This window comes from Bradyrhizobium sp. STM 3561 (genome assembly GCF_045571455.1).
GTDB lineage: Bacteria > Pseudomonadota > Alphaproteobacteria > Rhizobiales > Xanthobacteraceae > Bradyrhizobium > Bradyrhizobium vignae.
On sequence record NZ_CP120695.1, the window covers coordinates 6,249,038 to 6,261,678 of the forward strand.

Annotated in this window: 12 protein-coding genes and 1 tRNA gene; 7 read left to right on the top strand and 6 right to left on the bottom strand. The window is 64.2% G+C overall.

Annotated features, from left to right (window positions below):
• The first annotated feature begins 16 nt into the window (after positions 1 to 16).
• Positions 17 to 961, top strand: coding sequence for an SDR family NAD(P)-dependent oxidoreductase (locus P6U28_RS29700; RefSeq protein ID WP_407120366.1), 945 nt, complete (start codon positions 17 to 19; stop codon positions 959 to 961).
• Positions 962 to 1,109: 148 nt separating this feature from the next.
• Complete coding sequence (locus P6U28_RS29705; protein ID WP_407120367.1) at positions 1,110 to 2,255, top strand: acyl-CoA dehydrogenase family protein; 1,146 nt, start codon at positions 1,110 to 1,112, stop codon at positions 2,253 to 2,255.
• Between the two features lie 11 nt (positions 2,256 to 2,266).
• Here the strand turns inward: P6U28_RS29705 and P6U28_RS29710 are convergent, their stop codons facing one another.
• From P6U28_RS29710 to P6U28_RS29725, 4 genes are all read right to left on the bottom strand, one after another.
• A complete protein-coding gene (locus P6U28_RS29710) occupies positions 2,267 to 3,406 on the bottom strand; it encodes an amidohydrolase/deacetylase family metallohydrolase (protein WP_407120368.1) in 1,140 nt (379 codons plus the stop codon).
• Positions 3,407 to 3,530: 124 nt separating this feature from the next.
• Positions 3,531 to 3,598 (bottom strand) — tRNA-Ser (locus tag P6U28_RS29715).
• A gap of 246 nt (positions 3,599 to 3,844) precedes the next feature.
• Entirely contained in the window at positions 3,845 to 4,870 is a 1,026-nt protein-coding gene (locus tag P6U28_RS29720) for a histone deacetylase family protein (protein ID WP_122400611.1), read from the bottom strand.
• 70 nt (positions 4,871 to 4,940) lie between these two features.
• On the bottom strand, positions 4,941 to 5,645 hold the full coding sequence (locus P6U28_RS29725; RefSeq protein ID WP_407120369.1) for a GntR family transcriptional regulator: 705 nt from the start codon (positions 5,643 to 5,645) through the stop codon (positions 4,941 to 4,943).
• 146 nt (positions 5,646 to 5,791) lie between these two features.
• Here P6U28_RS29725 and P6U28_RS29730 point away from each other — a divergent pair, with 146 nt between their 5' ends.
• The 5 genes from P6U28_RS29730 (at position 5,792) to P6U28_RS29750 (ending at position 11,685) form a co-directional block, all read left to right on the top strand.
• On the top strand, positions 5,792 to 6,565 hold the full coding sequence (locus tag P6U28_RS29730; protein WP_122400609.1) for a class II aldolase/adducin family protein: 774 nt from the start codon (positions 5,792 to 5,794) through the stop codon (positions 6,563 to 6,565).
• 59 nt (positions 6,566 to 6,624) lie between these two features.
• Entirely contained in the window at positions 6,625 to 8,175 is a 1,551-nt protein-coding gene (locus P6U28_RS29735; RefSeq protein ID WP_122400608.1) for an ABC transporter substrate-binding protein, read from the top strand.
• Between the two features lie 78 nt (positions 8,176 to 8,253).
• On the top strand, positions 8,254 to 9,225 hold the full coding sequence (locus P6U28_RS29740; RefSeq protein WP_122400607.1) for an ABC transporter permease: 972 nt from the start codon (positions 8,254 to 8,256) through the stop codon (positions 9,223 to 9,225).
• The gene (locus tag P6U28_RS29745) at positions 9,222 to 10,061 is read left to right on the top strand and encodes an ABC transporter permease (protein ID WP_162500086.1); all 840 of its coding nucleotides are present in this window, start codon (positions 9,222 to 9,224) and stop codon (positions 10,059 to 10,061) included. Before P6U28_RS29740 ends, P6U28_RS29745 begins: the two co-directional genes overlap by 4 nt.
• A gap of 1 nt (position 10,062) precedes the next feature.
• Positions 10,063 to 11,685 carry an ABC transporter ATP-binding protein gene (locus tag P6U28_RS29750; RefSeq protein ID WP_129143402.1) on the top strand — a complete coding sequence of 541 codons (1,623 nt, stop codon included), beginning with the start codon at positions 10,063 to 10,065 and terminating at the stop codon, positions 11,683 to 11,685.
• Positions 11,686 to 11,805: 120 nt separating this feature from the next.
• On the opposite strand, the gene P6U28_RS29755 is transcribed toward P6U28_RS29750, so the two are convergent.
• Together P6U28_RS29755 and P6U28_RS29760 are read right to left on the bottom strand one after the other, a co-directional pair.
• Positions 11,806 to 12,342, bottom strand: a complete 537-nt coding sequence (locus tag P6U28_RS29755) for a winged helix-turn-helix transcriptional regulator (protein ID WP_376707273.1) — start codon at positions 12,340 to 12,342, stop codon at positions 11,806 to 11,808.
• Positions 12,335 to 12,457, bottom strand: coding sequence for a hypothetical protein (locus tag P6U28_RS29760; RefSeq protein ID WP_283810462.1), 123 nt, complete (start codon positions 12,455 to 12,457; stop codon positions 12,335 to 12,337). The genes P6U28_RS29755 and P6U28_RS29760 overlap by 8 nt, the downstream gene beginning before the upstream one ends.
• Between the last annotated feature and the right edge of the window lie 184 nt (positions 12,458 to 12,641).

Here is a 12,641-nt window from a genome sequence, read left to right on the forward strand (position 1 = left end):
GCGACCGGAGTTCGAAATGACCGAAATGCAGGATATCACCCAAAGCAGCCCGGTAAAGCGCCGTCATCTGGTCGGGGGCGCGGTCCTGGGTGTGCTCGCCGGGGCCGCCGGCGGCCTTGCCGGCGGCGTGGCGCTCGGCCAGGCCGCGACGCTGCCTCAGCAGAAGCCGAGCGGCAAACGCCGATTCGAGGGCAAGGTCATCATCGTCACGGGGGGCACCTCGGGCATCGGTCGCGCCGCGACGCTGATGTTCGCGGCCGAAGGCGGCCGGGTCGCCTTCTGCGGCCGCAACGTCGAGCGCGGCAAGCAGGTAGAGAACGAGGTGCGCGAGGCCGGCGGCGAGGCCGTTTTCATTCGCGCCGATCTCCGCAACGAGGCCGAGGTGAAGGCGCTGGTCGACAAGACCATCGAACGCTACGTCCGGCTCGACGTCGCCTTCAACAATGCCGGCATCTCGGTCGAGAAACCCCTGCACGAGTACAGCGCGGCCGAGTTCGACGACGTGCTGGGCACCGACCTGCGCGGCGTGTTCCTGTCGATGAAATATCAGATCCCGCACATGTTACAGAAGGGCGGATCGATCGTCGGCACCTCCTCATCCAACGCCATCGCGACCACGGCCAACCGCTCCGCCTATTCGGCGGCCAAGCGCGGGCTGGTCGGCCTGGTTCAGGCCGCCGCGCTCGACTACGCAAGATACGGCATCCGCATCAACACGCTGATCCCGGGCACGACGGATACGCCCTTCATCCGCCGCCTGTCGGGCATGGAGAATCTGCCTGACGCCGCCTGGCATGTCGCCATCGCGCAATGGGCCAAGTCGCATGTTCCAGGCCTGCAACGCGTGGCAACACCGGAGGAGATCGCAGCTTTCGCCCTGGTGCTGGCCTCGGACGATCATCCCTACACGACCGGCGGTCAGTTCGTCATCGATGGCGGCAAGACGGCGCAGGCCGGATAACGCCTGGCGGCGACACTGCGCCGGCAGCCTGAAAACACAATCATCCCTACTCTTGGTTGGCCTACCAGAAGCGGGCAGGCTTGCGTCGGCCCCGACTGCTGTGGCACGCGTGATGCGCACGCGCCGTCCACGCCAAGATGAGGTAATCATGTCCTATCGCTCCTCCTGGATGACCGAAGAGCTCGACGTCTTCCGCGACCAGTTCCGGAAATATCTCGCCAAGGACCTGGCGCCGCACGCCGAAAAATGGCGCGGGCAGAAGATGGTCGACCGCTTCGCCTGGCGCGGGCTCGGCGAGATGGGCGCGCTGCTGGCGAGCGTACCCGAGGAATATGGCGGCTTAGGTGCGACCTTCGCTTATGATGCTGCCGTGTTGGACGATCTCGAAAGCACGGTGCCGGAGCTGACGACCGGCGTCTCCGTGCACAGCGCCATCGTCGCGCACTACATCCTCAATTACGGCTCGGAGGAGCAGAAGAAGCGCTGGCTGCCGAAGATGGCCTCCGGGGAGATGGTCGGCGCCATCGCCATGACCGAGCCCGGCACCGGGTCTGATCTTCAAGCCGTCAAGACCACGGCGAAGAAGCAGGGCAATTCCTATGTCATCAACGGCCAGAAGACGTTCATCACCAATGGCCAGGCCGCCGATCTCGTCATCGTGGTCGCGCGCACCGGCGAAGCGGGCGCCAAGGGCATCTCGCTAATCGTGGTCGAGACCGAGGGCGCGGACGGCTACAAGCGCGGACGCAACCTCGACAAGATCGGCCTGCACGCCTCCGACACCTCGGAGCTGTTTTTCGACAACGTGACGGTGCCGCCGGAAAACCTGCTCGGCAATGAGGAAGGCCAGGGTTTTGTCCAGCTGATGCAGCAATTGCCGCAGGAGCGGCTTGCGCTCGCGGTCGGCGCCGTCGCCTCGATGGAGCGCGCCGTCAAGCTCACCACTGAGTACACCAAGGAGCGGAAGGCGTTCGGCAAGCCGCTGCTGGACTTCCAGAACACCGCGTTCACGCTCGCCGAGCGCAAGACCGAGGCGATGATCGCGCGCGTCTTCGTCGACTGGTGCATCGAGCGCTTGATCGCAAAAGACCTCGACACCGTCACGGCATCGATGGCGAAATATTGGTGCTCGGAGAAGCAGGTCGAGACCGCCGACGAATGCCTGCAGCTGTTCGGCGGCTACGGCTACATGCAGGAATACCCGATCTCGCGCATCTTCATCGACTCCCGCATCCAGAAGATCTACGGCGGCACCAACGAGATCATGAAGCTCTTGATCGCGAGGTCGCTGTAGGGGCCGCCGTCTCAATCCGGATGCCACCAGCGGCCGCCGATGACGACCCCCTCCGAGACGATCTTGCTGTTACCGATCAGGTGCTCGCCGACGACGTCTTCATAGTCGAACTGGCCTTGCCTGACCGTAACAAGCGTGGCGTCGCCGACGCTGCCCGGTTTGAGGCTGCCGAGTTCGGGGCGGCGCAGCGCCATCGCCGCGTTCACCGTCGAGGCCGCGATGACGTCGGAGAGCTCCATGCCCATGCACAGGAACTTCGACATGGTCGTGACCTGATCGTAGGCCGGGCCGTCGATGCAGAGCTGATGGATGTCGGAGGAGATGGTGTCGGGATAGAAGCCGTTTGCGAGCATGGCGCGCGCGGTCTTGAACGCGAACGAGCCCTTTCCGTGGCCGATATCGAACAGCACGCCGCGCTCGCGCGCCTCCAGCACCGCCTTCTTCACCGTGCCTTGCGCGGTCGCGGGCGTGTTGGGAAAGGGGCGGAACGCATGGGTGAGAACGTCGCCGGGACGCAGACGGGCGAGCACGTCCTCGTAGCTCGGCGGCGGATGGTCGATATGCGCCATCAGGGGCATGCCGACCTCGTTCGCGACCTCGAGCGCGATGTCGAGCGGCACAGCCCCCGAGGTGCCCGAGGAGTGCAATCCGACGCGCACCTTGATGCCGACGATGAGATCGCGGTTGGCATCCGCCACCTTGGCTGCCTCGATCGGATTCATCAGCCGCAGTTCCTCGCTCTCTCCGACCATGATCCGGTGCGAGAAGCCGAAGATGCCGGCATGCGAGACGTGCAGGTAGGCGAGGATGCGAACCTGGCTCGGCTCGATCACATGCTTGCGGAAGCCGGCGAAATTGCCGGGCCCGGCGCTGCCGGTGTCGACGGAGGTGGTGACGCCGGAGGTGCGGCAGAATTCCTCGGCATCGATGCCGAGCGAGGTGCCGCCCCAGTAAACGTGGGTGTGCAGATCGATCAGCCCCGGCGTGACGATGAACCGCGAGACGTCGCGTACCTCTGTCGCAGGGTTCGCCTTGAGCCCGCTGCCGATCGCGGCGACCTTGCCGCCGGCAAAGGCGACATCGGTCACGGCATCGAGCTTCTGGGACGGGTCGATCACCCGCCCCCCGCGCAGGATCAAGTCGAAAGGCATCGTTGTCTCCGGATGTGTGGCAGTGAGGCGACTGGCGGCAGTCAGCCGAGGAAGGAAGTCTCCTGCCTTTAGCAATTTTCGCGCCGGAGAGCTTGTCGAGCGGGGCCGACGAGCCATGCCGAATTGGCGATCCCGGGAAGACTCGAACTTCCGACCTACGGTTTAGGAAACCGTTTTGAGGCACATGAAATCAGTCACTCAGCCGCCTGATGTTGCACATCTGTTGCGGCCATAAAAGGGGCGTAGCGCCAGCGCCGATGTCGAACGCGGCGGGAAGCGGCGCGGGCTGCTCCCGTTTAAGGTCTGGTTCCTGGGAAGAGGTCAACACGCGCGGCTCGGCAAACGAGCGGAGGGCGGCTAGACGGGAGCCAGCAACTCGATCTGGAGGTCATCAAGCGCAAGCCTGGATCCATTTCGAGCGAGAAGCCACGACGGCTACTAGCGCGCGGCTTCGAATCCGCCGAGCACCGCGGTCAGATTGGCGCCGAGGATGTCGGAAAGATAGCCGCCTTCCTGCACCAGCACCGTCGGCAGTCCAAACCGGGCCAGCCCCTCGCCGATCCGGCGGAAGCCATCGGTGGTGACGGCGAGACCGGCGAGCGGATCCTTCTCGGAGGCGTCGAGGCCGAGCGCGACCACGAGCGCGGTCGGCGCGAAGGAGCGGATCGCCCTCTCCGCCGCCGCGAGCGCCTTCATGTAGTCGTCGTCGCCGGTACCCTTGGCCAGGGGAATGTTGAGATTGGCGCCGAGGCCGGGTCCGGCGCCGCGCTCATGCGCGTAGCCCCAGACGAACGGATAGAAGAACGACGGGTCGGCGTGGATCGAGACGGTGAACACATCCTGCCGCTCGTAGAAGATGCCCTGCGTGCCGTTGCCGTGATGCACGTCGACGTCGAGGATGACGACGCGCTCATGCTTCTGGCGCAGATGCTCGGCCGCGATCGCGCTGTTGTTGAGGAAGCAGAAACCGCCGGCCATATCGCGATAGGCATGGTGGCCGGGCGGACGGCACAGCGCATAAACCGCATCCTCACCGTCAAGCACCATCTGCGCAGCGGTGACCGCCACGTCGCTCGAGGCGCAGGCGCCGGCCCAGGTGCCCGCGCCGATCGGGGCCGCAGTGTCCGCCGTGTGCCAGCCGAGCTTGCCTACGATATGAGTGGGATAGGTGGCGGCGTTGCGCACCGGGTGGATGTTCGCGATCATCTCCGGCCCGGCATCGCCGAGCGCGGACCATGCATCCCAAGCCTCGGCGAGAAAGCTCAGATATTCCGGACTGTGCACGCGCGCCCGCGGCCCCTGCCCGAATTTGGTCGGCTCGATCAGCGTGTGCTTGCCCGCCTTCAGGCCTGCCAGCAGGCGATCGGCACGCTCGGGCTGCTCGGTGGTGCGCTGGACCACGCCGCGGACCAGGAAGAACTGCGGATCATGGCTGCGGTGTAGATCACTATAGACGGCCTTCACGGGACACTCCTGTCGGATGAATAAGTGAGATGGATCGCACGACATTGCGCCTGAGCAAGATCACGCGCGTCTATTTCGCCGCCAGCGGCAAAGGAGGAATCTCGCGCACCAGCCGTCCGACTTCGCGCCAGGCAACACCGATGTGGTAGTCGATAATGGCGACGATACGTTCGGGATGACCGGCTTCGATCGCAGCGAGCACCGGCTCATGCGTACGCGCGACCTCGTGCGGATCGTCATAGAGGCGGCCGATCAGGCCGATCACCATGCGCAGCTCCGAGGCGAGATCGTCGAACACCCGCAGCATCCGCCGGTTACCGCCGATCTCGCAGATCAGGCGATGGAAGCGGTAGTCCTCTTCGACCTGCCGCGCCGGATCGTCGAGATCGGCGGTCTCGTGCAGCACGTCGATTTGCCGGCGCAGCTTGTCGCGCGTCTCCGGCGTCAGGTTGCGCGCGGCAAGCACCGCGGCATGACGCTCGACGCAGAGACGCAAGTCGTAGATCTCGTCGATATCATCGGCGGCAAACTGCCGGACGAAGAAGCCGCGGCGCGGATTGGCGACGAGCAAGCCCTGTTGCTCGAGCAGCCGCGCGGCCTCGCGCACCGGCGCCCGGCTCACCCCCAGTTCGCGCGCGATTCCGGCTTCGACGACCTTTGATCCCGGCGGCAGCCGCCCTTGGACGATGGCTTCAGTCAGGCGGCGGGCGACCTGGCGGACAAGGTCGGTCTCGTTGAGGGCCGGCAAGCCGACCGGAGGGGAAATCGTGCGCATTAAAGGTCCATTTTCGACCCTTGTATATTATTTAATCGCCGATTGTCGACAGTTTAGTCTTGATCAAACCTTAGATTGTCGACAGTTTAGTGACGCGGGCATTGCAACTCAACAGAACGGCCCGCGGAGAGGGACAAGCAGCAACGATGACGACGCATGTGCGGCCCGACGGTGTGAAGGACCAGAACCAGCAATTCCGCATCGACCTCGCCGCGGCCTACCGACTGATCCACCGGCTCGGGCTCGATGACAGCATCTATACCCACATCTCGGCGCGACTTCCGGGCCAGCACGACCGCTTCCTGATCAATCCCTACGGCATGCGCTTCGAGGAGGTGACGGCATCGAACCTCGTCACTGTCGATCTCGACGGCAACATCATCGACGACCCGCTTGGTCTTGGCATCAATCCGGCCGGCTTCACCATCCACAGCGCAGTGCACGCCGCGCGTCATGACGCAATATGCGTGCTGCACACCCACACCGTTGCCGGCGTCGCAGTGTCCTGCCAGAAGCAGGGCCTGCTGCCGCTCAATCAATGGTCGATGCAGTTCACCGGTTGCCTCGCCTACCACGACTATGAGGGCATCGCCCTCGACCTCGACGAGCGGCTACGCCTGGTCGCCGATCTCGGCGACAAGTATGTGATGATCCTGCGCAATCACGGCATGCTGACCTGCGGCCGCTCGATCGCAGAGGCCTTCAAGCTAATGCACAATCTGGAACGTTCCTGCCGCGCGCAGCTCGCGATCCAGGCCGCAGGCGCCGAGATCGCACCGCTCTCCGATGCCGTCGCACACAAGACCGCGGGCCAATACGCCACCTTCTACGACAGCATCGAACTGAACGGCATGCCCGACACGGAATGGGCCGCCTTCAAGCGCATGCTGGAGCGGACCGATCCTGATTTCGTGAGCTAGTCGTAAGTCCTTGTCCCGGAGCCGCGCCCGGGAACATCCAACCAGAAGAGAGATTGGACATGTTGAAGCGAGTATTGCTGAGCCTGATGGTAGCGAGTGCGCTGAGCACTGCGGCGTACGCGCAAGAGCCGAAAACCGGTGGCGTGATCAACGCGGTGATCCAGCCCGAACCGCCGGGCCTGATGATGGGCCTGGTACAGAACGGCCCGACCCAGATGGTCTCCGGCAATATCTATGAAGGCCTGCTCCGCTACAGCCCGAAACTCGAGCCGCTGCCGGGCCTCGCCGAGAGCTGGAATGTCAGCGAGGACGGCAAGACCTACACCTTCAAGCTCCGCAAGGGCGTCACCTGGCATGACGGCAAGCCCTTCACCTCTGCCGACGTCGTGTTCTCGATCGAGTTCCTCAAACAGACCCATCCCCGCGCGCGCAGCAATTTCGCGCAGGTCGACAAGATCGAGACGCCTGACGACAGCACCGTGATCTTCAACCTTAAGGAGCCGTTCGGGCCGTTCCTCGGAGTCTTCGAGGTCGGCTCGCTGCCGATGATCCCGAAGCACCTCTATGAGGGCACTGATTTCAAGACCAATCCGGCCAACAACACGCCTGTTGGCACCGGCCCCTTCATGTTCAAGGAATGGCAGAAGGGTTCGTTCATTCGCCTGGTCAAGAACCCGAACTACTACATCAAGGGCAAGCCGAACCTCGACGAGATCTACTGGCACGTGATCCCGGATGCGGCCGCGCGCGCGGTGGCGTTCGAGACCGGCAAGGTCGACGTGCTGCCGGGCGGCTCGGTCGAGAATTTCGACGTGCCGCGCCTCTCCAAGCTGAAGAATGTCTGCGTCACCGGCGCCGGCTGGGAATTCTTCAGCCCGCATTCCTGGCTGTGGCTGAACAATCGCCAGGGCCCGACCGCGAACAAGAAATTCCGCCAGGCCGTGATGTACGCGCTCGATCGCAATTTCGCGAAAGACGTGATCTGGAACGGCCTCGGCAACGTCGCAACCGGTCCGTCGGGCTCATCGATCAAGTACTACAGCAGCGACGTGCCGAAATATGACTACGACCCGGCCAAGGCCAAGGCTCTGCTGAAGGAAGCCGGCTACAACGGCGAGAAGGTCCGCCTGCTGCCGTTGCCCTATGGCGAAACCTGGCAGCGTTGGGCCGAGGCGGTGCGGCAGAACCTGCAGGATGTCGGCATCAATGTCGACATGGTCGCGACCGATGTCGCCGGGTGGAATCAGCGGACCTCGGAATGGGACTACGATATCGCCTTCACCTATGTCTATCAGTACGGCGATCCCGCGCTCGGCGTCGGCCGCACCTATGTCTCCAGCCAGATCCTCAAGGGCAATCCGTTCAACAACGTCGAAGGTTATTCGAACCCGGAAATCGACAAGTTGTTTGCCGACGGCGCGGTCGCCTTCTCCGACTCGGCACGCAAACCATTTTACGACAAGGCGCAGAAGATCCTTGTCGACGATGTGCCGGTGGCCTGGCTGCTTGAACTGCAGTTCCCGACCATCACACGCTGCAACGTCAAGAACCTCATCACCACCGCGATCGGCGTCAACGACGGCTTCCGCGACGCCTGGCTCGACAAGTAGACGATCCCACGAAGCCGCCGCGCTTTCAAGGCGCCGCGGCTTCCTCCTGTCCCCTCTCGAACGCAACCGAGATCACCGATGCTCGCATTCATTGCCCAGAGACTTGCAAAGGCCATTGTCGTTCTGTTCGCGATCGTGGTGCTCAATTTCATGCTGATCCGCATGGCACCGGGCGATCCGGCTGTCGTGATGGCGGGCGAAGCCGGCGCCAGCGACCAGATGTTCGTCAATCAGTTGCGGGAAAAATTCGGCCTGGACAAGCCGCTGCCTGAGCAGCTCTTCATCTATGTCAAGGGCATCGCGACCCTCGACCTCGGCTTCTCCTTCCGGCAGCAGGCGCCGGTGTCGCAACTGATCGTGGAGCGGCTACCGGCGACGCTGTTGCTGACACTGACGGCGTTTGCGATATCGCTTCTGCTCGGCATCCTCTTCGGCACGCTCGCCGCACGCTTCGCCGGCACCTGGCTCGATACCGCCGTCACGATATTCTCGCTGATCTTCTACGCAACGCCGCTGTTCTGGGTGGCACTGATGGCGATCCTGCTGTTCTCGGTCGCGGTGGATTGGCTGCCCAGCTTTGGCTACGAAACGGTCGGCGCAAACTACACTGGTCTTGCCCACGTGCTCGACGTCGGCGCCCATCTGATCCTGCCGGCGACGACGATCGGTCTGTTCTTCATGGCGACCTATTCCCGCATGACCCGCGCCTCGATGCTCGAGGTGCAGCGGCATGACTTCGTCAAGACCGCGCGGGCCAAGGGCCTGCGCAATGCCGTGATCCAGCGCCGCCACGTGCTGCGCAACGCGCTGTTGCCGGTGGTGACGCTTGCCGGCTTGCAAGCCGGAACGCTGGTCGGCGGCGCCGTGCTGACGGAGACGGTGTTCGCGTGGCCCGGCATCGGCAGACTGATGTACGAGGCGCTCTTGCAGCGCGACTACAATCTCCTGCTCGGCGTCTTCGTCGTCTGCTCGGCGATGGTGCTTGCCTTCAACCTGATCACCGACCTGATCTACCGCTCGGTCGATCCGCGCATCGAGTTCGCGTCATGATGAATTTCTGGCGCACGATGCTGCGCAATCCAGGCGGCGTGATTGGCCTCATGATCCTCATCCTGGCGGTCGCTGTTGCGGTCTTCGGTCCCCTGCTGTTTCCGACCTCGCCCTGGCGCATGGTGCAGCGTCCCTTCTTGCCGCCGTTCACGGCGCCGGGCCTGCCGCTCGGCACCGACGCGCTCGGCCGCGACGTGCTGGCCGGCATCGTCCATGGCGCCCGCGTCTCGCTGCTGGTCGGCCTGGTCTCGACCATGGCCGCGCTGGCGGTCGGCATTCCCGTCGGCGCCATGGCCGGCTATTTCGGCGGCCGGATCGGCGACGCCCTGATGCGCTTCACGGAGTTCTTCCAGACCGTGCCGAGCTTCGCACTCGCGATCGTGCTGGTCGCGATCCTGCAGCCCTCGATCGTCTCGATCGTGCTGGCGATCGCGATCGTGAGCTGGCCGCCGGTGGCGCGCCTCGTCCGCGGCGAGGTGCTGTCGCTCCGCACCCGCGAATATGTCCAGGCCGCCGTGGTCACCGGTCAGAGCCACAGCTGGATCATCTGGCGCGAGATCCTGCCCAACGCGCTGTCGCCGGTCATCGTGCTGGCCTCACTGATGGTCGCAACGGCGATCCTGCTGGAATCCTCGCTCTCCTTCCTCGGCCTCGGCGATCCCAATTTGATGTCCTGGGGCTACATGGTCGGCGCCGGGCGCACGGTGATCCGACAAGCCTGGTGGATCACGGTGTTTCCCGGCATCGCGATCCTGATCTCGGTGCTCGCGCTGAACCTGATCGGCGAAGGTCTCAACGACGCGCTCAATCCGCGCCTCAACAAGGAGGGACGCTGACATGTCCGCCGCAACGGCCGTCGTCTCGATCAAGAACCTGAAGCTCGCGCTGCCGCCCGGCGCGGACCGCCGCTACGCCGTCGACGACGTCTCCCTCGATCTCACACCCGGGAAAATCCTTTGCGTGGTCGGCGAGTCCGGCTCCGGCAAATCGATGTGCGCGCACGCGCTGATGGGACTGTTGCCCGACACGATCGGCCGCGAGGCCGGCGAGATCGTCTATGACGGCCACAACCTGCTCGCCCTCGACGAGACCGGCTGGCTCGCGCTGCGCGGCCGCCACATCGCGATGGTGTTCCAGGAGCCGATGACCGCGCTCAATCCGTTGATGCGGATCGGCGAGCAGATCGCCGAAATGTTCGAGGCGCACAATTTGCTGACGCCGAAGGAACGGACGCAGAAGGCGCTGCAGCTGCTGCGCGAGGTCGGCCTGCCCGACCCCGAACGTTCGATGCGCGCCTATCCGCACCAGCTTTCCGGCGGCCAGCGCCAACGCGCCATGATCGCGATGGCGCTTGCGCTGGAGCCGGCCGTGCTGGTCGCGGATGAGCCGACCACGGCGCTCGACGTCACCACGCAGGCGCAGATCCTCAAGCTCATCCGCGACCTTCAGCGCAGCCGCAACATGGCGGTCATGTTCATCACCCATGATTTCGGCGTCGTCGCCGATATCGCGGACCGTGTCATCGTGCTCCAGCACGGCAAGGTGGTCGAGCAAGGCGCGGCCGACGATGTGCTGCTGCGCCCGCAACACAGCTATACTCGCGCCCTTCTTGCGGCTGTGCCATCGATGCAGCCGCCGCAGCGCGCGCCGCTCGCGGGCCGTGCCAAGGCGGTCGAAGTCGTCGGCCTCGACAAGACCTATGTCTCCGGCGGTGGCTGGTTTCAGCCGGAGCGCCGCGTGCGCGCCGCCAACGAGGTCAATTTCGATATCCTCAAGGGCGAGACGCTCGGACTGGTCGGCGAATCCGGCTCCGGCAAATCCTCGGTGGCGCGGCTCGTAATGCGGCTGATCGAGCCGGACCAGGGCACGATCCGTCTCGGCGATATCGACTTCACCCGGATCGGCGGCAAGGAGCTCCGCAAGGCGCGCAGCCGCATCCAGATGATCTTCCAGGATCCGTTCGCCTCGCTCAATCCGCGCCGCAAGGTCGGCAATATCATCGCCGACGGACCGATCGCGCATGGCACCGATGCCGCAACGGCCCATAAGCGCGCCGGCGAACTGCTCGGCCTCGTCGGCCTCAATGCCAGCGCGCTGGAGCGTTATCCGCATGAATTTTCCGGCGGCCAGCGCCAGCGCATCGGGATTGCGCGCGCACTCGCGCTGGAGCCCGAGATCATCGTCGCCGATGAGGCTGTCTCCGCGCTCGACGTCTCCGTTCAGGCGCAGGTGCTCAATCTCTTGGAAGACCTCAAGAAACGCCTCGGCCTGTCGATGCTGTTCATCACGCATGATCTGCGCGTCGCCGCGCAGATCTGCGACCGCATCGCAGTGATGCAGCGCGGCGCCATCGTCGAGCTGAAGCCGACGGCCGCCTTGTTCTCGGCACCGGAGCACGCCTACACGCGCGAGCTGCTCGCCGCCGTTCCCGGCCAGACTTCCTCGTCACGTGCGGCCTGATCGATGCGTTGCGTGCCGATCAGCAAGAGCCTCGATCTTCGCAGCTGCTTGAGGAACCGCGGATTGTCCAGCCCATAGTTTGCGAGCAACGGCCCCGGTGCCTGCCGGCGGACGCGCCGGTTAGGAATCGACATTAGCGATAACCGACCCGCTCCTGTCGAATTTCGATCGCGCCGTCTTGACATCGGCATGGGTGTTCTGCGCCCAGGTGACGAGCGCCGCGAGCGGATCGAGCCGTGACCGTCCGAGCGGCGTTAGCCAGTACTCGACGCTTGGCGGCTTGGTCGGGAAGACTTGACGAGACAGAAGTCCGTCGCGCTGGAGATCCCGCAAGGTTTGCGTGAGCATGCGATTGGAGATGTCGGGGAGAGCGCGACGAAGCTCGTTGAACCGATGTGGTCCTTCGGCGAGAGCAATGACGATGAGCGTGGTCCACTTGTCGCCCAGATGGCTGAGGATCTCGCGCACTGGGCAGCGTTCTACATCGAAGTCGCCACGGCTCCACAAGACGAACGAAGCCTTCATGAGTTGCGTGGCATACGGGAATTGGGCTGCGACACTTCGAGCTAGTACCAGGGGCGCGCTGTTCGAGGCCGTCGTGCTGGACCGCCCGGAAGCATCCGTCAGCGCTGCGCGCGCATTGGCGTCCTCAACCAATCCTGGAGAAGCCTTTTTCTCTTACCTTGCGGATCTGGCGCCCCACAACGTGGAACGAGTTCTTGCCGATATCGATGCCGATCACGGCTATTGCGCAGTTGGCTTGCTGAGACATGGCGTGCTCCGTCTCTTCGCTGTCCCGGGCCAGCTTTGCGTGCTGTCGGGGCCGAAGCACGGCCGGTCCATCCCATTAGCGGAAGTCGTCCCTATCCATCTGGCTATTGAGCTTCGCAGAACAGTCGCCATCGTAGCCCCGCGCGGGGCTGCCCTTCTTGCAACCTTTCATTGATCAAGATCAA